The organism is Microbacterium sp. M1A1_1b, from assembly GCF_053345565.1.
This window is the reverse complement of record NZ_JBKFAJ010000002.1, coordinates 813,864-834,375: the sequence shown is the minus strand read 5'-3', so window position 1 is coordinate 834,375 and position 20,512 is coordinate 813,864. Positions and strand designations below refer to the sequence as shown.

Genomic DNA, 20,512 nt, shown 5'->3' with positions numbered 1-20,512 from the left:
GAATTGTCTCCGACTCGACCAGCAAGCTGACCGAGCACGGGGTCAATAAATTGGCATTGACAATGTGCACGCTGTTGAGTTCTCAAGGACCAGACGCACCGAGCTTCTTCTCCGTCAAGAAGTGCCTGCTCGGGCAACTTCGGTACTGTACCACTACTTCAGTGGCGGTCGAATCGACCGGCTTCATTGGAGTGGGTGGTCCCGCTTGAGGTCGGCTCCGTCGGACTGCATCTTCCGTGAACTTGCGTTCCGGGTGACCGTCTCGGCTTCTCCGCCGCACCTTTGGGGTGACGAGTAAGAACTCTACGGGTGATCCCCCGATCGGGCAAACCGGGCGCGCACCACGGCGTGTCGCCCGGAACCACGGGGAACACGTGTCGTGCAACGCCGACGGCCCGACATCCGCGCGGGATGTCGGGCCGTCGTCGTTCGGGGCGGATCCCTCAGTGGCGAGCGATGACCGGGTTCTTCAGTGTGCCGATGCCCGAGATGGTGACCTCGACGACCTCGCCGTCACGGATCTCCGCCACACCGGCGGGTGTCCCCGTCAGGATGACGTCACCCGGCAGCAGTGTCCAGATCGACGACACGAACTCGACGAGCGACGGGATGTCGTGGACCATCTCGTTGGTGGACGCGACCTGACGCAGGTCGCCGTCGACGCGGGTCTCGAGTCGGATGTCCGACGGATCGATCTCGGTCTCGATGACGGGGCCGAGCGGGCAGAACGTGTCGAAGCCCTTGGCCCTGGCCCACTGGCCGTCGCGCGCCTGCAGGTCGCGAGCGGTCACGTCGTTGGCGATCGTGTAGCCCAGGATCACACTCGCGAAGTCCTCGCGCTTGACGTTCTTGGCGAGCGAGCCGATCACGATGGCGAGCTCACCCTCGTGGTCGACGCGGCCGATTCCCTCGGGCAGACGGATCGGCTCGTCGGGTCCGATCACCGAGGTGTTCGGCTTGAGGAACACCACGGGGTCGTCACCCGACACGTCGTCCATCTCGGCCGCGTGCTCGGCGTAGTTGAGCCCGACACCGATGACCTTCGACCGCGGGATCACCGGGGCCAGGAGCTTGGCCTCGGAGAGCGGCACGCGCTCCCCCGTCGTCTCGAACCCCTGGTACATCGGGTCACCCGCCAGCACCACCAGAGCGCGCTCGTCGAGGATGCCGTACCGGGGGTCTTCACCCTTGCTGCTGAACCGTGCGATCTTCACCGTTCGACCCTACCGACGTCCGCGCCGCGATCAGGACGGGTCGGTCAGCTTGGTCATCCACCTGTGCGAGTCGGGACGACGGCCGGACTGGATGTCGGTGAGTTCCTGGCGCAGGGACATCGTCAGCTCGCCGGCGCCTTCGGTCGGGGAACCGATCGTGAACCCGTCGCCCCGGAGCTCGGCGATCGGCGTGACCACGGCGGCCGTGCCACAGGCGAACGCCTCGGTGATCGTGCCGTCGGCCACTCCGTCACGCCACTCGTCGAGCGTCACGCGACGCTTCTCGACGCGCAGCCCGCGGTCTTCGGCCAGCTGCAGGATCGAGTCGCGGGTGATGCCCTCGAGGATCGAGTCGGAGTCGGGGGTGACGAGGGTGCCGTCGGCCTTGACGAGCACGACGTTCATGCCACCGAGTTCTTCGAGGTACTTGCCCTGTTCGGAGTCCAGGAACATCACCTGCTGGCAGCCGTGCTCGTACGCCTCTTGCTGCGGGAGCAGCGACGCCGCGTAGTTGCCACCGGTCTTGGCGGCGCCGGTCCCCCCGCGGCCGGCCCGGGCGTACGTCGTCGACAACCAGATCGAGACGGGCTTCGGACCCGAGGTGAAGTACGCACCGGCGGGACTGGCGATCAGGTGGTACGCGACGGCCTGGGCCGCGCGGACCCCGAGGAACGACTCGGTCGCGATCATGAACGGGCGCAGGTACAGGCTGGTCTCGGGCGCGGACGGCACCCAGTCGACGTCGGTCTGCACGAGCTGCCGGATCGACTCGACGAACACCTCGGTCGGCAGCTCCGGCAGCGCCAGCCGTCGGGCGGACCGCTGGAACCGACGGGCGTTCGCGTCGGGTCGGAACGTCCACACGGATCCGTCGGGGTGGCGGTACGCCTTGAGCCCCTCGAAGATCTCTTGTGCGTAGTGCAGCACGCTCGCGCTCGGGTCGAGCGAGAGCGGGCCGTACGGGTGGATCGACGCGTCGTGCCAGCCGGCGTCGAGGGTCCACTGGACGGTGGCCATGTGGTCGGTGAAGTGCTTGCCGAAGCCCGGGTCGGCCAGGATGACCTCGCGCTCGGCCTCCGCACGCCGCTCTGCCGACGGGGTGGTGGAGAACTCGAGCCCGAAGACGGGTTCGGCGCTGACGGTGTCGGTGCTCATCGGTGTGGCTCCTTCTCAGGCGGTGGTGGTGCGTGCCGTGGCCGCGGCGGCGATCGCGTCGCCGATCTCGGACGTGCTGCGCTGCGTGGTGCCCCGGTCAGCCAGGTCCGCTTCGACGGCCCGCGTCACCGCCGTCGCCAGGTCCCCGCGACCGATGTGGTCGAGGAGGAGTGCGACGGAGAGGATGGCGGCCGTCGGATCGGCCTTCTGCCGACCCGCGATGTCCGGCGCGGATCCGTGCACCGGCTCGAACATGCTGGGGAAGGTGCCGTCCGGGTTGATGTTGCCCGAGGCCGCCAGACCGATGCCGCCGCTGATCGCGCCGGCCAGGTCGGTGATGATGTCGCCGAACAGGTTGTCGGTGACGATGACGTCGAACCGCGAGGGCTCACGCACCATGTGGATGGTGACCGCGTCCACGTGCTGGTAGTCCACGGTGACGTCCGGGTACTCCTGCCCGACGGCGGCGACGGTCCGCTGCCAGAGGGCTCCGGCGTGCACGAGCACGTTGCTCTTGTGCACGAGCGTCAGGTGCCTGCGTGGGCGGCGGTTCGCCAGGTCGAAGGCGTACCGGACCGTGCGTTCCACCCCGTACGCGGTGTTCAGGGAGACCTCGGTCGCGATCTCGTGCGGGGTGCCGACGCGGATCGCCCCGCCGTTGCCGACGTACGGGCCCTCGGTTCCTTCACGGATGACGACGAAGTCGACGGTGCCGGGTGACGCGAGCGGCGTCGCCACGGCGTCGTAGACCTTCGTCGGACGCAGGTTGACGTAGTGGTCGAACGCGAACCGGAGCTTGAGCAACAGCCCGCGCTCGATGATCCCGCCGGCCAGCCGTGGGTCACGGGGGTCCCCGCCGACGGCACCGAGCAGGATCGCGTCGTGCGCGGCGATCGCCGCCATGTCGTCCTCGGTGAGGATGTCGCCGGTCTCGAGGTACCGGGTGGCACCCAGCGAGAACGGGGTCTCGTCGATCACCAGGTCGTCGGGCGTGACGGCGCGCAGGACCTTGAGGGCCTCGTCGACCACCTCGGGTCCGATGCCGTCGCCGCGGATGACCGCGAGCCGGAGGGTCTGCGTCATGTGGGTGCTCCCCTACAGGGTGATGTCGATCTCGCGGAGCGAGGAGGCGTCGATCGTCCGGCGGACGTGCTCGAGGATCTCGGTCGGGACGGGCGAGTCGACGGTCAGGACGCTGAGGGCCTGTCCGCCGGCGGCCTGACGGGCGATCTGCATGGCGGCGATGTTGATGCCCGCCTCGCCGAACTCCTTGCCGTAGACCGCGACGATGCCCGGTCGGTCGGTGTAGTCCATCACGACGTGGTGCTTGTCGAGCGCGACCTCGACGTCGTAGCCGTTGATCTCGACGAGCTTCTCGACCTGCTTGGGGCCGGTGAGCGTGCCGGAGACGCTGATGGCCGGTCCGTCGGACTGGGCACCGCGGATCGTGAGCACGTTCCGGTACTCGGGGCTGTCGACGTCGGTGATGAGCCGCACGCTCACCCCACGTTGCTCGGCGATCAGCGGTGCGTTGACGTAGGACACCTGGTCGCTGACGACGTCGGTGAAGACGCCCTTGAGCGCCGCGAGCTTGAGCACGCTGACGTCGTACTGGGCGAGCTCGCCGTGCACCTCGACGTCGATGCTGGTGACGGGCGAGGTGGCGAGCGCCGTGAAGACCTGACCGAGCTTCTCGACGAGCGGGATGCCGGGACGGACGTAGGGGTCGATGACGCCGCCGGCGACGTTGACGGCATCGGGCACGAGTTCGCCGCCGAGTGCCAGACGGACCGACCTGGCCACGGAGACGCCCGCCTTCTCCTGGGCTTCGCCCGTGGACGCGCCGAGGTGCGGGGTCACGACGACGTTCGGCAGCGCCACGAGCGGCGAGTCGGTCGGGGGCTCGGACACGAAGACGTCGAGTCCGGCACCCGCGATCTGCCCGCTGGTGAGCGCACGGTGCAGCGCGTCCTCGTCGATGAGGCCGCCGCGGGCCACGTTCACGACGAAGGCCGTCGGCTTCATGATCGCGAACTGCTCGTCCGAGATCATGCCGAGGGTCTCGGGGGTCTTGGGCATGTGGATCGTGACGAAGTCCGCGCGGCGGAGCAGGTCGTCGAGCGGGACGAGTTCGACCCCGAGCTGCTGGGCACGAGCGGTCGTGACGTAGGGGTCGTACGCGATGACCGAGACCCCGAAGGCCTGCAGCCGCTGCGTGATCAGCGCGCCGATCCGGCCGAGGCCGATGATGCCCACCGTCTTCTCGTAGAGCTCGACGCCGGTGTAGGCGGACCGCTTCCACGCGCCGGCGGCGAGCGACGCGTGCGCTGCCGGGATGTGGCGGGCGAGCGACAGGATGTGGCCGACGGTCAGCTCGGCGGCCGAGATGATGTTGGACGTCGGCGCGTTCACGACCATGACCCCGGCGGTGGTCGCTGCCTTGATGTCGACGTTGTCGAGGCCGACCCCGGCGCGCGCGACGACCTTGAGGTTCGGCGCAGCGGCGATCGCCTCGGCGTCGACCTTGGTGGCGGAGCGCACCAGCACGGCGTGCGCGTCGGCGAGGGCGGCCAGGAGAGCCGGACGGTCGGTCCCGTCCACGTTCCGGATCTCGAAGTCGGGCCCGAGGGCGTCGACGGTGGCGGGCGAGAGTTCTTCGGCGATCAGGACGACCGGCTTCGGCACAGTTGCTGTTTCCTCACACGAGACGGGCGATGTCCGACCATCGTATCGACGCGACCGGTCCGTTACGACCGCGCGTCACGGTCCTGGGGACGCCGGAACCGACAGGAGGCCCGTGGCGGGATCGCCACGGGCCTCCTGTCGGTGGGGATGGTGCGTCAGGCGCCGATCCGGAGCGTCGAGGACACGTACTGCAGGAGCGTGAACCAGAGTGCCGACACCGCGCAGAGCGCGGCGACGAAGACCACGACGGTCCGGACCAGGTCCATCCGCCGCGACACCAGCCAGGCCACGACGAAACCGACCGGCGCGATGAGCACGTCGATCACCAGGACGGTCCAGGGGGTGGCGGTCTCGAGGCCCTTGCCGCCGTTCTGACGGACGAAGGCGTTGAAGTCGGACACCGACTTCGCGACGCCGACCAGGTTGCCGACGGCCTGCCAGGTCACCCAGGCCAGGCACACGGCGGCGACCACCCACACGGCGACCTTGCCCGGTGTGACGGTGCGAGGACGGTCGGTCACGACGCTCACCCGAAGCTCCTGGTCATGATGAAGGGCCACGGGATCAGCACGAGGGCGCCGACCAGCAACCACGTGAACTTGGTGCGGTCCCGGCTGCCCTGACCGAGCCAGAGCGTGGCGGCGAACCAGAACGCCGGCGCCATGATCGCCAGGACGCGCATGGCCTCGGACGCGATGCCGGCGACGCCCGTGCCGGTGACCGTCAGCAGGCTCGCACTGACGAGCCAGGCGACCGTGTACAGCAGGTAGATGCCACCGAAGACGCCCATGCCCACCAGGGCACCGGAGCCCAGCGGGCGTTCGGCGTCGGGTTCGGGTCGGGCCTTCGCACGGACCGGGTTGTGGGCGGCGTCGACGTGGGTGGCGTCGTCGGCGTCGTCCCAGGACAGCGCGGCTTCGTCGTCGTGGTCGACAGCGCCGTCCGGCGGGGACGCCGCGTGGCCGTCGCGTGCGGGAGGTGCCGGAGTCATGCCGTCGATTCTACGAGAGCCACGGCTTCCCGTCCGACGTCGGCCGACTCCGACGTCGGCCGGCTCAGACGTCGGCGGCCTGGGCCTGCAGGACCTCGGCGACGACGTCACGCACGGCGGGGAACAGCGGGTGGCTCTCCATCAGGCCCGTGAGGATCTCGGTGAGCGCATGTGCGGTCGCGCCCGAGCGGAGCAGCGCGTGCAGCTCGATCGATTCGGGGTCGTCCTGGTCGTCGAACGCCAGCGCCACGCGGATCGCACCGAGCAGGTGGTCGACGGGCATCCCCCGCTCGGCGAGCTGTGCGGCCGGCCCGACGAACCGTTCGCGGCGCCCGAGCTTGCGGAGGGGGTTGCGTCCGACGCGGACCGTGGTGTCGGGCAGGTGCGGGTTCGCGATGCGGGACAGGTTCGCCGCGACGTAGCGCGCGTGGTCGGCCGGGTCGAAGCCGTGCTTGGCGACCAGGAGCTCGGTGGTCTCGGCGAGGACGCCGTCGACCTCGGCGCGGACGTCGTGGTCCTCGAGTGCCTCGCGGATGAGCCCGATGCCGCGGACGTACCCGTGGTAGGCGGCCGTGGCGTGCGCGGTGTTGACCGTGTAGAGCTTGCGCTCGACGAACGGCTGCAGGTCGTCGACCCAGGTGACCCCGTGGATCTCGGGCGGTTCGACGTCGGAGTCGGCGAAGGGCGTGCGCTCGATGACCCACTCGTAGAACGGCTCGAGCACGACGTCCAGACCGCCGGACTGTCCGAGCACGCCGGACTGGTCGGGGACGATCCGGTCGATCGCGCAGTTCGCGAAGACCGCGGCGATGTCACGGTCTTCGAGGATGGGGGCGCGACGGATGCTGGCGTGCAGCGAGTCCGTGGCGTTGAACGCGTTCTCGCAGGCGACGATGGTCACGTCACCGCGCTCGAGCGGGCGGGCAGCCAGACCCTCGGCGATGACGGGTGCGACGAGCGGCAGGGTCCGGGCGCCGACGGCCGTGGTGACGACGTCGGCGTTCGCGATGGCCTGCACCACGCGGGCGCGGTCGGTCTTGCTGTTGAGCGCCGTGAAGCCGTACACCAGGTGCTCGACCGGCATCTCGCCGACCTCGTGCACGACGAACCGGCCCGCTTCGTTGAGCGCGGAGACGACCCGGTCGTCGACGTCGACGAAGGTGAGCTCGTAGCCGCTCGCGACGAGGAACTGGCCCACGAAACCGCGCCCGATCTTGCCGGCGCCGATGTGGACCGCTCGTTTCGTCACCGCCATCCGATGATCATCCCATGCGGAACGGGCGTGCTCTGACGCAGGGCAGGGGCGTGCTCGGGTGGGGCGCTCGTGGTGGTGGAGAGTTGCTGCATACCGTTCGGGTCACATCGAGAGGCGGCGGTGCACCGGAGCACACCGCCGCCTCGTCATCGAGTGGTCTTCGGAAGACTACCGCGCGGCGGAACCGTCGACGTAGTCGGAGTCCGTCTGCTTCCACGCGAAGAGCGCACGCAGCTCGCGACCGGTGGCCTCGATCGGGTGGCCCTCGCCCTTCTCGCGCAGGGCCGTGAACTCCGGAGCACCGGCGTCCTGGTCCTCGATGAAGCGCTTGGCGAACGTGCCGTCCTGGATGTCGCTCAGCACGGCCTTCATGTTCTCCTTGACCTCGGGCGAGATCACGCGCGGGCCGGAGACGTAGTCACCGAACTCGGCGGTGTCGGAGATCGACCAGCGCTGCTTGGTGAGGCCGCCCTCCCAGATCAGGTCCACGATGAGCTTGAGCTCGTGCAGGACCTCGAAGTAGGCGATCTGCGGCTGGTACCCGGCCTCGACCAGGGTCTCGAAGCCGTACTGGATGAGCTGCGAGGTACCACCGCACAGGACGGCCTGCTCGCCGAACAGGTCGGTCTCGGTCTCCTCGGTGAACGTGGTCTTGATGCCGCCGGAGCGCAGACCACCGATGGCCTTGGCGTACGACCATGCCAGGTCCCAGGCGCTGCCCGAGGCGTCGACCTCGACGGCGACGATCACCGGGACGCCGCGGCCGGCCTCGTACTCGCGGCGGACGGTGTGGCCGGGGCCCTTCGGCGCGACGAGCGACACGTCGACGCCCTCGGGAGCCTGGATGTAGCCGTAGCGGATGTTGAAGCCGTGGCCGAAGACGAGCGTCGCGCCCGGCTGCAGGTTCGGCTCGATGTCGTCCTTGTAGACGATGCGCTGGACCTGGTCCGGAGCCAGGATGACGACGACGTCCGCCCACTTCGTGACCTCGGCCGGGGTGTGGACCGCGAAGCCTGCCTCTTCGGCCTTCTGGCGGCTCTTCGAGCCCTCCTGCAGGCCGATCTGCACCTCGACGCCGGAGTCGCGGAGGTTGAGGGCGTGGGCGTGGCCCTGCGAGCCGTAGCCGATGACCGCGACCTTCTTGCCCTGGATGAGCGTCAGGTCGGCGTCGGCGTCGTACACGATGTCAGTCACGGTGCGTGATCTCCTTGTTGGTGGTTCGTTGATCGGCCAGCGCGCTCAGCGCACGCGGTCGGTGATGCTCTTCGGTCCGCGGCCCATGCCGAGGAGTCCGGCGCGTGCCAGCTCCTTGATGCCGTAGGGCTCGAGGACGCGGAGGATCGCCTGGATCTTGCCGGGGTCGCCGGTCACCTCGACGATGAGCGAGTCGTTCGCGACGTCGACCACCTGGGCACGGAACAGGGTCACTGCTTCGAGCACGGCAGAGCGCGTCTGGTTGTCGACACGGACCTTGACGAGCATGTGCTCGCGTTGGACCGACTGCGAGAAGTCGAGTTCGACGATCTTGATGACGTTGACGAGCTTGTTGAGCTGCTTGGTCACCTGTTCGAGCGGCAGGTCCTCGACGTCGACGACGACCGTGATGCGGGACAGGCCCGCGACCTCGGTGTTGCCGACGGCGAGGGACTCGATGTTGAAGCCCCGTCGGGCGAAGAGCCCGGCGACGCGGGTCAGCAGGCCCGGCTTGTCCTCGACCAGGAGTGACAGGACGTGGCTCATGCGGGTTCTCCGGTCATGTCGGCGTCCTCGTCGTCCCACGTCGGAGCGAGGTCGCGGGCGTACTCGATCGAGGAGTTGCCGGTGCCCTGCGGGACCATCGGCCACACCATGGAGTCACGGCTGACGACGAAGTCGATGACGACCGGACGGTCGTTCGTGTCGAGCGCGAGCTGGATGGCGGCGTCGACGTCCTCGGCCTTCTCGACGCGGATGCCGAGCGCGCCGTACGCGTCCGCCAACTTGACGAAGTCCGGAACCCGGCGGGTGCCGTGGCCGGTCTGCAGGTCGGTGAACGAGTGACGACCGTCGTAGAACAGGGTCTGCCACTGCCGCACCATGCCGAGCGACGAGTTGTTGATGATCGCGACCTTGATCGGGATGTCGTTGATGACACAGGTCGCGAGCTCCTGGTTGGTCATCTGGAAGCAGCCGTCACCGTCGATCGCCCACACCACGCGGTCGGGCTGGGCCACCTTGGCGCCCATCGCGGCCGGCACCGAGTAGCCCATCGTGCCGGCGCCACCGGAGTTCAGCCACGCGTTCGGGCGCTCGTACTTGATGAACTGCGCGGACCACATCTGGTGCTGCCCGACGCCCGAGGCGAAGACGCCCTCGGGTCCGGTCATCTCGCCGATGCGCTTGATGATCGCCTGCGGGGCGAGCAACCCGTCGGTGGGCTCGGTGTACCCGAGTGGGAACTCGGTGCGGAGCTGCTGCAGGTGCGCGTGCCAGTCGGCGGTCGACGCGCGCTCGGCGACGGGGACCTCGGCCCACGCGGCGGTGAGGTCGACCAGGACCTCGCGCGCGTCGCCCACGATGGGGACGTCGGCGTACCGGATCTTGGAGATCTCGGCGGGGTCGATGTCGACGTGCACGACCTTGGCGTCCGGCGCGAAGTCGTCGACCTTGCCCGTCACGCGGTCGTCGAACCGGGCGCCGAGCGCGATGATCAGGTCGCTCTCCTGCAGCCCGAGCACTGCCGGCACCGTGCCGTGCATGCCGGGCATGCCGAGGTGCTGCGGGTGCGAGTCGGGGAACGCCCCGCGCGCCATCAGCGTGGTGACGACGGGTGCGCCGGTGGCCTCGGCGAAGGCGAGCAGCTCGGCGGAGGCTCGGGAGCGGATCACGCCACCACCGACGTAGAGCACGGGCTTCGACGACTCGGCGAGCAGCTGCGCGGCCGCGGTGATCTGCTTGCCGTGCGCCTTGGTGACCGGCCGGTAGCCGGGCAGGTCCACCTTGGGCGGCCACACGTAGGGTGCCGACTTCTGCTGGGCGTCCTTGGTGATGTCGACCAGCACCGGGCCCGGACGGCCCGTCGTCGCGATCTGGTACGCCGCAGCGAGCGTCGCGGGGACGTCCTCGGGCTTGGTGACCAGGAACGAGTGCTTGGTGATCGGCATCGTGATACCGACGATGTCGGCCTCTTGGAAGGCGTCGGTGCCCATGAGCGTCGAGAACACCTGGCCGGTGATCGCGATCAGCGGTACCGAGTCCATGTAGGCGTCCGCGATCGCGGTGACCAGGTTGGTGGCACCCGGACCGGACGTGGCGATGGCGACCCCGACCTTGCCGGACGAGGACGCGTAGCCCTCGGCCGCGTGCCCGGCGCCCTGCTCGTGCCGGACCAGGATGTGCCGGATGGTCGTCGACGCCATGAGCTCGTCGTAGAACGGGATGATCGCGCCGCCGGGCAGACCGAAGACGTCGGTGATCCCGAGGTGCTCGAGCGACCGCAGGACGGCGCCCGAGCCGGTCAGGACCTCCGGCGAACGGCGTGTTCCGGTGGCCGCGGAGAGCGGTGTGGCTTCCGTGGGCATGAGGGGTTCCTTGCCTGACGAGATGGCGATGGTGCGAACGGCTAGCCGGTGACCGCGCCCTTGGCGGCGGACTGCACGAGCTTGGCGTACTTCGCGAGGACTCCGCGGGTGTAGCGCGGGGGCAGCGGTGCCCAGCCGTCACGGCGGGACTCCAGCTCGGCCGGGTCGACCAGTAGGTCGAGCGAGCGAGCCGCGATGTCGACACGGATGCGGTCGCCATCGCGCACGAAGGCGACTGGACCTGCGTCCACCGCTTCTGGTGCGATGTGGCCGATGCACAGGCCGGTTGTGCCGCCCGAGAACCTGCCGTCGGTCAAGAGTAGTACATCCTTGCCCAGCCCAGCGCCCTTGATCGCGGCCGTGATGGCGAGCATCTCGCGCATCCCCGGCCCGCCCTTCGGGCCCTCGTACCGGATGACGACGACGTCGCCCTTGGCGATCCCGCCCTCGGTCAGGGCGTCCATCGCGGCGCGCTCGCGGTCGAACACCCGCGCAGGGCCCTCGAACACCTCGGCGTCGAAGCCGGCGGTCTTCACGACGGCACCCTCGGGAGCGAAGGTGCCCTGCAGCACGGTCAGGCCGCCGGTGGCGTGGATCGGGTTGTCGAGCGTGCGGAAGACCTTGCCGTCGAGCGCAGGCGGGTCGATCTCAGCGAGGTTCTCGGCGACGGTCTTGCCCGTCACGGTCATGCAGTCACCGTGCAGCAGGCCGGCGTCGAGCAGCGCCTTCATGATGACCGGGATGCCGCCGTTGCGGTCGACGTCGACCATGACGTACTGGCCGAAGGGCTTCATGTCGGCCAGGTGCGGGACCTTCGCGCCGATGCGGTTGAAGTCGTCGAGGTCGAGTTCGACCTCGGCCTCGTGCGCGATGGCGAGCAGGTGCAGCACGGCGTTAGTCGAGCCGCCGAGCGCCATGAGCACGGTGATCGCGTTCTCGAACGCCTGTCGGGTCAGGATCTGCCGCGCGGTGATCCCGTGGCGCAGCATGTTCACGACGGCTTCGCCCGAGCGGTGGGCGTAGTAGTCGCGGCGGCGATCGGCGCTGGGCGGTGCCGCGGAGCCGGGGAGCGACATGCCGAGGGCCTCGGCCAGGCTGGCCATCGTGTTGGCCGTGTACATCCCGCCGCAGGCACCTTCGCCCGGGACGATCGCGCACTCGATCTCCTTGAGCTCGGCCTCGGTCATCGTGCCCGCCTTGCAGGCGCCGACGCCCTCGAAGGAGTCGATGATCGTGACTTCCTTCATCGAGCCGTCGGCCTGCTTGACGTAGCCCGGCATGACCGATCCGGCGTACAGGAAGACGCTCGCCAGGTCGAGGCGCGCGGCGGCCATGAGCATGCCCGGCAGCGACTTGTCGCAGCCGGCCAGCAGCACCGTTCCGTCCAGGCGCTCGGCGCTGACCACGGTCTCGACGCTGTCCGCGATGACCTCGCGCGAGACGAGCGAGAAGTGCATGCCCTCGTGACCCATCGAGATGCCGTCCGACACCGAGATGGTGCCGAACTGCAGCGGGTACCCGCCGCCGCCGTGGACGCCTTCCTTGGCGCCCTGGGCGAGCCGGTCGAGGCTCAGGTTGCAGGGGGTGATCTCGTTCCACGACGAGGCGATGCCGATCTGCGGCTTCTCCCAGTCCTCGTCGCCCATCCCGACGGCCCGCAGCATGCCACGCGAGGTGGTTGCTTCGATCCCGTCGGTGACGACCCGGCTGCGCGGCTTCACGTCGATGTCAGGCATGGCCTGAGTCTAGGACGGATTGGGATACCAGTGGTGCACCTGCATGCGTCCGCATGTTCCGGCCCGACGGACGCACCGGCCTGGAGGCACGGATCACCTGGGCGGGCGCGCCCGGTCCGTCAGCGTGTCGCCCGCAGACGAGCGAGCTGCTTCAGCACGTCGGTCAGGGCCGCCGGGTCGGCGACGCGGAACCCGGCGACGGTGTCGCCCGGGCCGACCTTCACGCCGACGTCGCCGGCGCCGAGCACCCGGAAGGCGTCCTCGTCGGTGACGTCGTCCCCGGCGAAGAAGACCGCGTCCGCGCGGCGGAGCTCGCGCAACCGGGCGATCGCGTCGCCCTTCGTGACGTGCCGGACGGCGAACTCGACGATGTCCTTGCCGCCGCGCTCGAGCACCTCGGGATCGGCGTCGTGCGCGGCCTGGCTGGCGGCGGCGTTCGCCTGGGCAGCGACCTCGGCGCTGACCCGGCGGGTGTGCACGCCGTGCCCCGCGGGCTTGTGCTCGATGACGACGCCGGGGAAGCGCTCCCCCACGGCGTCGAGCGCGGCACCGATGCGGGCGACACGCGCCCGTTCGTCGTCGGTCAGGGCCGCTTCGTCGTGGCCGTCCACCCGCCACTCGACGCCGTGCGACCCCACGAGGGACATGTCGTCGGGTGCGTGGCTGACGCGAGCCAGGCTGTCCAGGGGACGCCCGGACACCAGCACGACCTCGGTCCGTGCCGCGCGCTGCAGGGTCAGGACGGCCGCCCAGCTGCCGGGGAGCGCACCGACCTGGCCGGGGTCGTCGGCGAAGGGTGCCAGCGTGCCGTCGAAGTCGAGCGCGACCAGGAGCGTGCCGGAGCCGGCGAGGTCTGCCAGGGCCGTGTCGAGCCCTGGGGCTGCCGTCTCGTCGACGTGCGGGGTCTGCTCAGGCATCACGGTCCTCCCGGGTGTCCTCGGCGGCACGCGCGGTCTGCGCGTCCTGGTCGAAGATGGACATGTTGTCGGTCTGTGCCTCGCGGTGTGCGGGCTCGGTCGCGGACGGATCGATCCGCGCGTCGCGGGGCGCGTGCCGGTCGAGCGCCTCGAGGAACGACCGCGACCAGCGCGCCACGTCGTTGTCGCGGACGCGCTTGCGGAGCGCGCGCATGCGGGTCGAACGCTCGCGGCGGGGCATCTCGATCGCGCGTTCGATCGAGTCCTTCAGCGCGCCGATGTCGTGCGGGTTGATGATGACCGCCTGCTTCAGCTCGTCGGCGGCACCGGCGAACTCGGACAGGATCAGCACCCCGTCGTTGTCGAACCGACTGGCGACGTACTCCTTCGCGACCAGGTTCATGCCGTCGCGCAGGGCGGTCACGAGCATGATGTCGGCGGCCAGGTAGAGCGCGACCATCTCCTCGCGCGGGTAGCCGTGGTGCAGGTACGAGATCGGCTGGTGACCGATGGTGCCGAGGTCGCCGTTGAGCCGTCCGACGCTCAGTTCGATCTCGTCGCGGAGCAGCCGGTACGAGTCGACCCGTTCGCGGCTGGGGCTGGCGACCTGCACGAGGGTGGCGTCCTCGACCGCGACCCGGCCGTCCTCGACCAGTTCACCGAACGCCTTGATGCGGTGCCGGATGCCCTTGGTGTAGTCGAGTCGGTCGACCCCGAGCAGCACGGTCTTGGGGTTGCCGAGGCCCTCGCGGATCGCACGGGCCCGTTCCTGCACCTCGGGGCGGCGGGCGATCTCCTCGAAGCTCTCGGCGTCGATCGAGATCGGGAAGTGGCGCGCCTCGACGTGACGGACGGTGATCCCCTTGCGGCTGCGCGGTGCATCCGGGTCGTCGACCGGCACGTCGATCGTCGTGCCCTTGGTCGTGTAGCCCTTGATGTGGCGGACGGCCCGCAGGAAGTCGCTGGCGTCGTCGTGGCGCTGGAACCCGATGACGTCCGCCCCGAGCAGCCCGTCCAGGATCTGCGCACGCCACGGCAGCTGCGCGTAGATGCCGACCGGGGGGAACGGGATGTGGTTGAAGAAGCCGATCGTCAGGTCGGGGCGCAGTTCGCGCAGCAGCGCGGGCACGAGCTGCAGCTGGTAGTCCTGCACCCAGACGATGCCGTCCTGCTCGACGATCTCGGCGATCTGCTCGGCGAAGCGCTGGTTGACGCTCTTGTACGCGTTCCACCAGTCGCGGTGGTAGCTCGGGTGCTCGATGACGTCGTGGTACAGCGGCCACAGCGTGTCGTTGCTGAAGCCCTCGTAGTAGTCCTCGACGTCGCTCGCGCTGAGGGGCACCGGGACGATGTGGATGCCCTCGTTGTCGAACGGCTCGACCTCGACGTCGGGCTGGCCGACCCATCCGACCCAGGCGCCGTCGTTCGCGCGCATGACCGGCTCGAGCGCCGTGACCAGCCCGCCGGGCGAGTGCCGCCAGCCCTCGTTGCCGTCCTCGTCGACGACGCGGTCCACCGGCAGGCGGTTCGAGGCGACGACGAAGGAGTACTTGCTGGACGAACTGGAAGGAGCAGACACGGCTCGCAACCTACCAGCGCGCCGACACCCGGTTCCCGGCTGCCCTGCGGCTGAGCGTATGCTGAGCGTCGTGTCGGGGGGACACGGCGTGCCGGAGGGCGGTGCGCGGCCGCCCGGCCGGAGAGGAATCCGCCGTGAGCGACGTCCCGCCCGAATCCTGGGGTCCTTCGGGCCCGCCCGTGCCCGGCCCGGGGGCCGACGGCAGCGGTGGTGCCGGTGGCCCCGGTGGCCCCGGTGGTGCCGGTGCCGCCGCCGGACCGCCGCGTGAGCCGGACGCCCTCGGTCGTCTGCTCGGCTCGATCGGCGGACGCGACTGGCTCGCTGCCGCCCTCGCCGGAGTCGGCGCCTGGGTGGCCGCGTACGTCGTCGCCGGGATCTCGCTGCTGCTCACCGTCGCCGTGGTGGCGGCCGGCGGATCGGGCGACTCGTTCGGTGGCGCCGCACTGCCGGAGACGGGTGGCGCTGCATCGACCCCGGACGTGCAGAGCCTGCTGTCCGGTGTCAGCGTGCTGCTCGGTGCCCCGGCGCAACTCGTCGCGCTGGCCGACTTCGGCCGGCTGCACGTGTCGGGGTCCGTCGCCCTGTTCGGGGTCTCCGGCGCAGCGTCGATCGGGGTCGTCCCGCTCCTGGTGCTCGTCGCCCAGGTCGTGCTCGCCGTGGTGCTGACCCGTCGGATCCGCAGCCGTGTGCTCGGACTCCCCCAGGTGCTCGTCACGTCCGCTGTGACCGGGATCGTGCTGACGGCGTTCACGACGATCGCCGGGCTCGTGCTCGCGATCCGCTTCCCGGCGACGTCCGGCGTCACGATCGGGGCGGTGCACGCCGTCGGTGCGAGCAGCATCATCGGCGCGTTCGTCGTCGGTGCCGCGTCGGCGTTCCTCGCCCGTCCCGCGATGCTCGTCCGGGGTCGTGTGGTGCTGGCCCGCGCGCTCGGGACCGCACGGGTGGCGACCCTGCAGCTCGGGACCCTGACCGTGGTGGTCGCCGTCGTGCTGGTGCTCGTCGCGCTCGTCACCCAGCCGTCGTGGGGGTCGGCGCTGCCCGTCGCCATCGGCAACCTCGCGCTCGCACTCGTCGCACTCGGGTTCCTCGGTGGCATCGGGGCGTCCGGCTTCGGCAGCGCGGCACAGACCGGCTCGGCGTTCGGCGGGACCACCGGGTGGATCTGGCTGGTCGTCCTGCTCGTCGTCGTCGCCGCGCTCGTCGCCGGGCTGTTGCTCGCCGTGCGCCGCAACGACCGGGTCCGCACGACGCTGGACTGGGTGGTGACCCCGGCGGTCTGGCTGCTCGCCGGTGTCGTGGTCTTCGTGCTCGGGACGGTCGTCGTGTCGTACAGCGCGACCGGGTCGAGCGCGGTGTCCGGCGCCGGGTCGGCGGGCGTCGCGCCGTGGACGCCCGTCGTGTTCGCCGTCTGGGGTGCGGTGATCGAGGTCGTCGCACGGTTCCTGGCGCCCCTGCTGCTGCCCGTGCTGGGTGGGCGCGTCGTGCTGCTGGCGTCGAAGGTCGTCGGCGCTGATCCGCGTGCGGTCGTCGCCCCGGCGTGGGGAGCCGCTCCTCCGGCGTGGGACGGCGGCCGGTCCGGTGTCGGCACGGCCGGCCCCGCCTCGGCTGCCGACACCGGTACGGTCGGCGCCGCCGCCGGTACCGGGTCGCAGGCCTTCGTCGGTACCGGGTCGCAGGCCTTCGTCGGTACCGGGTCGCAGGCCTTCGCCGGTGCCGGGTCGCAGGCCTTCGTCGGGCCGGAGGCGGCGAGCGCCGCTGCGCCGATGTCGCCCCGCGCCCGCAAGGTCCTCGTCCGCTCCCTGGTCGCGGCCGGCGTGGTCGTCGTCGTGGTCGTCGCGGGAGCCGTCACCACCGGCGTGCTCCGGTCGAACGTGTGGGGCCCCGCCCCGACCGTCCGCAGCTACGTCGCGGCGATCGCCCGCGGCGACGCCACGGCCGCCGACCGCATGAGCGAGGTCCCGGGCGACGCGTCGATGCTCGACGCCACGGTGCTGCGGAGCGCGACGGACCGGCCGGCCGACGTCCGCGTCGGTCGCGTCGTGACGAGTGGTGACACCGCGACCGCGACGGTGAGCTACACGCAGGGCGGCAAGAACCGCTCCGGGCAGGTCGCGCTGCGCCGCACGGGCACCAGCTGGCTCGTCAAGGACGAGTGGCGGATCACGACGCCGCTCGCGACCCGGCTGTCGGTGGCCGCGTCGTCGGCACTCGAAGGCGCGCCGGTGACGGTCGCGGGCAAGCGCGTCGGGAAGATCGAGGACGGCACGTTCGCCTCGCTCGCCTACCCGGGCACGTACCGCATCCAGGTCGGTGGGTCGAAGTACTTCGTCGGCGGCACGAAGACGGTGTCGGCCGGCTCGTCGGCGTCGAGCTCGTACGTGGACTTCCAGCCGAAGGCGACGGAGCAACTCACGACCGACGCCCAGAAGTGGGTGGAGGACCTCATCACCACCTGCGCTGCCAAGACCGACGTCGACGCGCTGGACGGCTGCCCCTGGTACGGGCCGTACGACGCCGACGGCCCGGTGAAGTACACGGTCACCACGATGCCGAAGCTCGAGATCGAGGCGACCGGGTCGGGCACGGTCGAGGTGCGGAGCACGTCGGACGGCGTCATCGGGTACGACTACACGTCGTTCTTCGGGGACTCCGGCCACGCCGAGGACAACTTCGACGTGAACGAGTACCTGAAGGTGCAGGACGGCAAGCTCGTCAGCGCCTACTGACGACGATCCGGACCCTGTCCGTCCTGCGAGCCCCGGGTACCACGTTGCCCGGGGCGCGCAGTCGTCGCTCACTACGCTGTGGCACATGGTCAGCACGCGCTCGTGGCGGAACGGATCGGCAGCCGAGCGGGACTTCCCGGTGGAGCGGGTGTCGGACTGCATCGCCGACGGTGACGGCTTCGTGTGGGTGGACTACACGGACCCACAGGCGTCGGACCTGCGACAGCTCGAAGAGGAACTCGACATCCACGCGCTCGCCGTCGAGGACGCGGTCGAACGGGGGCAGCGACCGAAGCTCGACCGATACCGCGACAGCCTGTTCCTGGTCGTCTACGACGTGCAGGGACGCGACGACGCCGGCGCGCTGGTCACCCGCGAGGTCAAGGCGTTCATCACGAAGCACGCGCTGGTGACGATCCACGGACCCGAGGTCGACACCGGGGCGATGGAACGCCGGCTGGACTCGAACGCCGACCTGGCCGGGCACGGTGTGCCCTGGTTGGTGTGGGCACTGCTCGATGCGGTCGTCGACCACGCCACGGCCGAGGTCGAGGCGATCGAGCAGGACATCGACGAGCTCGAGGACGACCTGTTCGAGCGCAGCGACCCGCGCGAACAGCAGATCCAGCGCCGGTCGTTCGCCCTGCGGAAGGCCCTCGGGGTGCTCCGGCGGCTGGTCGTGCCCACCAGGGACAGCGTGGCGTCGCTGCTGCACGGCGACGCCGACACGATCGTCGACGGCGTGCGTCCGTACCTGCGCGACGTCGAGGACCACCTGGTGTCGATCGCCGACTCGGTCGACCAGCTCCGCGACGCCGTGTCGAGCGTGCTGGACACGAACCTGAACCTGGCGTCGAACCGGCAGAACACCGTCATGAAGAAGGTCACGAGCTGGGCAGCGATCATCGCCATCCCCACCGCGATCACCGGCTTCTTCGGGCAGAACGTGACGTTCCCGGGCGAGAGTTCGTGGAGCGGGCTGTTCCTGTCGCTCTCGCTCATCGTGGTGACGTCGCTGGTGCTCTACCGCGCGTTCAAGCACCGCGACTGGCTGTAGCCGCAGCGCACGACCTCGCACGGTGCTGGCGAGCACCGTGCGAGGTTCGCGCCACGTGCCCGGTTGGCGGCGTGGTGCGAGGAAACAAGCGCGCACGGGGCGAACAAGCTCGCACCAGCAGACAACCGAGCGCGGCGCGCTCCGCTACAGCCGCAGCGCGAGGACGCCGGCGACGACGGTGAGCGGGGCGACGACGCAGCCGAGCGCCATGTACCGACCCCACGACAGGTGCACACCCTCGGCGGCGAGCCGCGCGTGCCACAGCAGCGTCGCGAGCGAGGCCCACGGCGTGATGAGGCAGCCCGCGTTCACGCCGATCAGCAGGGCCGCGTAGCGCAGGGCGTCGTGCCCGGCCGCCGGCTCGAGCACCAGGTACGCCGGCAGGTTGTCGATCGCGTTGGCGGCGACCCCGCCAGCGCCGGCCAGCGCCAGCAGCGAGCCGGTGCCCGAGCCGCCCGGCAGTGCGTTCACGAGCGGGTCGGTGATGCCGGTCGTGTGCAGCGTCTCGACGACCACGAACAGCCCGGCCGCGAACACGAGCGTCGACCACGGCACGCGCGAGGGCTTCAGCTCGGACGGTGCCCGGAACGCGGCGACCACGACGAGCGCGAGTGCGGCGAGGACCGCGGCGATCCACACGGTGACACCGGCGGTCAGCGCGACCACCAGGGCGACCAGCACGATCGACGCGGCGGTGAAGAACACCCGGTCGGCCGGCGGGCGCACCGACACCGGTGTGTACCGGCCGAAGAGCTTGCCCCGGAACACGACGAGCAGCACCGCGCACGGCACGACGACCCCGGCAAGCGCCGCCCACACCATCAGCCCGGCGAACGGGATGGGTCCGTCGAGCCCGATCTTGTCGACGGCCAGCAGGTTGGTCAGGTTCGACACGGGCAACAGCAGCGAGGCGGTGTTCGCCAGCCACACGGTGGTGAGCGCGAACGGCATCGGCGGCAGGCCCACCCGGCGGGCGAGAGCGATGACGATGGGCGTCAGCAGCACGGCGGTGGTGTCGATGGACAGGAACACGGTGCAGAGCACGGCGAGCACGACGACCGCGCCCCACAGCCCGATGGTGCGGCCACCACCGACGCGCGCGGCCAGGTCGGCCAGACGGTCGAAGACCCCGGCGTCGGCGGCGAGCTCGGACACGATGGTCAGGCCGAGCACGAACCCCAGGACCGGCAGCACCCGGTCGGCGAGTTCGATCAGGTCGGGAACGGGCAGCAGGCCGAGCGCGACGCACACCGCGCCGATGACCAACAGCACTGCACCGATGACGGCTTGACGCACGACGACTCCTTGTGTGGGGTACCGCCACCGGCGGCGCTCCAATGTAGCGACCAGTAGCGTGGCCTGAGACGACGACAGGAGGAATCCGTGCGCAAGTTCTTGTTCAACGGTGCGGTGTGGAGTTCGATCATCAGCGGCTACAGCGTGATCCAGACGACGCGTCAGGGTCCGCGTGACTGGCGCCTCGCCCTGACGTGGGTTGCCTGGCTGGCGACCACGGTGGTGGCGATCGGCACGGTGGTGGAGGACGACCGCGCGGTCCGCGCGCGGCAGCCGTGACCTGAGCGGTCCATCATCCGCGGGTGACGGACCGGAGGCCCGGTGCCAGCTGGCACCGG

18 protein-coding genes are annotated in these 20,512 nt (G+C 70.2%); 4 read left to right on the top strand and 14 right to left on the bottom strand.

The features are described from left to right. Positions 1-209, top strand: a 209-nt coding sequence (locus tag ACLBWP_RS08590) for a hypothetical protein (RefSeq protein WP_447654832.1), incomplete at its 5' end; no start/stop codon positions are given. A gap of 234 nt (positions 210-443) precedes the next feature. Here ACLBWP_RS08590 and ACLBWP_RS08585 read toward each other — a convergent pair. The 13 genes from ACLBWP_RS08585 to otsA form a co-directional block, all read right to left on the bottom strand. Then, positions 444-1,214 carry a fumarylacetoacetate hydrolase family protein gene (locus tag ACLBWP_RS08585; RefSeq protein WP_447654831.1) on the bottom strand — a complete coding sequence of 257 codons (771 nt, stop codon included), beginning with the start codon at positions 1,212-1,214 and terminating at the stop codon, positions 444-446. A gap of 30 nt (positions 1,215-1,244) precedes the next feature. Continuing rightward, the gene (locus ACLBWP_RS08580; RefSeq protein WP_447654830.1) at positions 1,245-2,369 is read right to left on the bottom strand and encodes a branched-chain amino acid aminotransferase; all 1,125 of its coding nucleotides are present in this window, start codon (positions 2,367-2,369) and stop codon (positions 1,245-1,247) included. Between the two features lie 15 nt (positions 2,370-2,384). Further along, positions 2,385-3,452, bottom strand: coding sequence for a 3-isopropylmalate dehydrogenase (locus ACLBWP_RS08575; RefSeq protein ID WP_447654829.1), 1,068 nt, complete (start codon positions 3,450-3,452; stop codon positions 2,385-2,387). A gap of 12 nt (positions 3,453-3,464) precedes the next feature. Continuing rightward, positions 3,465-5,054 carry a phosphoglycerate dehydrogenase gene (gene serA, locus ACLBWP_RS08570; protein ID WP_447654828.1) on the bottom strand — a complete coding sequence of 530 codons (1,590 nt, stop codon included), beginning with the start codon at positions 5,052-5,054 and terminating at the stop codon, positions 3,465-3,467. A 155-nt stretch (positions 5,055-5,209) separates the two neighbouring features. Beyond that, positions 5,210-5,584 (bottom strand): hypothetical protein, encoded by a 375-nt coding sequence (locus ACLBWP_RS08565; RefSeq protein WP_447654827.1) that lies wholly within the window; start codon positions 5,582-5,584, stop codon positions 5,210-5,212. Then, complete coding sequence (locus tag ACLBWP_RS08560) at positions 5,581-6,045, bottom strand: hypothetical protein (protein ID WP_243561464.1); 465 nt, start codon at positions 6,043-6,045, stop codon at positions 5,581-5,583. The genes ACLBWP_RS08565 and ACLBWP_RS08560 overlap by 4 nt, the downstream gene beginning before the upstream one ends. Before the next feature lie 64 nt (positions 6,046-6,109). Next, a complete protein-coding gene (locus ACLBWP_RS08555) occupies positions 6,110-7,300 on the bottom strand; it encodes a mannitol-1-phosphate 5-dehydrogenase (protein ID WP_243561465.1) in 1,191 nt (396 codons plus the stop codon). 168 nt (positions 7,301-7,468) lie between these two features. After that, a complete protein-coding gene (ilvC, locus tag ACLBWP_RS08550; protein WP_243561466.1) occupies positions 7,469-8,494 on the bottom strand; it encodes a ketol-acid reductoisomerase in 1,026 nt (341 codons plus the stop codon). Positions 8,495-8,539: 45 nt separating this feature from the next. After that, on the bottom strand, positions 8,540-9,040 hold the full coding sequence (gene ilvN / locus ACLBWP_RS08545) for an acetolactate synthase small subunit (RefSeq protein ID WP_243561468.1): 501 nt from the start codon (positions 9,038-9,040) through the stop codon (positions 8,540-8,542). Next, complete coding sequence (locus ACLBWP_RS08540; RefSeq protein WP_243561469.1) at positions 9,037-10,860, bottom strand: acetolactate synthase large subunit; 1,824 nt, start codon at positions 10,858-10,860, stop codon at positions 9,037-9,039. Before ACLBWP_RS08540 ends, ilvN begins: the two co-directional genes overlap by 4 nt. 41 nt (positions 10,861-10,901) lie before the next feature. Then, entirely contained in the window at positions 10,902-12,596 is a 1,695-nt protein-coding gene (gene ilvD / locus ACLBWP_RS08535; RefSeq protein ID WP_243561471.1) for a dihydroxy-acid dehydratase, read from the bottom strand. Between the two features lie 119 nt (positions 12,597-12,715). Further along, positions 12,716-13,513, bottom strand: a complete 798-nt coding sequence (gene otsB / locus ACLBWP_RS08530; RefSeq protein ID WP_447654826.1) for a trehalose-phosphatase — start codon at positions 13,511-13,513, stop codon at positions 12,716-12,718. Continuing rightward, a complete protein-coding gene (gene otsA, locus ACLBWP_RS08525) occupies positions 13,506-15,092 on the bottom strand; it encodes an alpha,alpha-trehalose-phosphate synthase (UDP-forming) (protein WP_243561475.1) in 1,587 nt (528 codons plus the stop codon). The genes otsB and otsA overlap by 8 nt, the downstream gene beginning before the upstream one ends. 134 nt (positions 15,093-15,226) lie before the next feature. Between otsA and ACLBWP_RS08520 the strand changes: the two genes are divergently transcribed. Continuing rightward, positions 15,227-17,821 (top strand): hypothetical protein, encoded by a 2,595-nt coding sequence (locus tag ACLBWP_RS08520; RefSeq protein ID WP_447654825.1) that lies wholly within the window; start codon positions 15,227-15,229, stop codon positions 17,819-17,821. 85 nt (positions 17,822-17,906) lie between these two features. Beyond that, on the top strand, positions 17,907-18,878 hold the full coding sequence (locus tag ACLBWP_RS08515; RefSeq protein WP_243561480.1) for a magnesium transporter CorA family protein: 972 nt from the start codon (positions 17,907-17,909) through the stop codon (positions 18,876-18,878). Between the two features lie 144 nt (positions 18,879-19,022). Here the strand turns inward: ACLBWP_RS08515 and ACLBWP_RS08510 are convergent, their stop codons facing one another. Then, the gene (locus ACLBWP_RS08510; protein WP_447654824.1) at positions 19,023-20,174 is read right to left on the bottom strand and encodes an SLC13 family permease; all 1,152 of its coding nucleotides are present in this window, start codon (positions 20,172-20,174) and stop codon (positions 19,023-19,025) included. 87 nt (positions 20,175-20,261) lie between these two features. Between ACLBWP_RS08510 and ACLBWP_RS08505 the strand changes: the two genes are divergently transcribed. Next, positions 20,262-20,453 (top strand): hypothetical protein, encoded by a 192-nt coding sequence (locus tag ACLBWP_RS08505; protein ID WP_447654823.1) that lies wholly within the window; start codon positions 20,262-20,264, stop codon positions 20,451-20,453. Positions 20,454-20,512 lie beyond the last annotated feature (59 nt).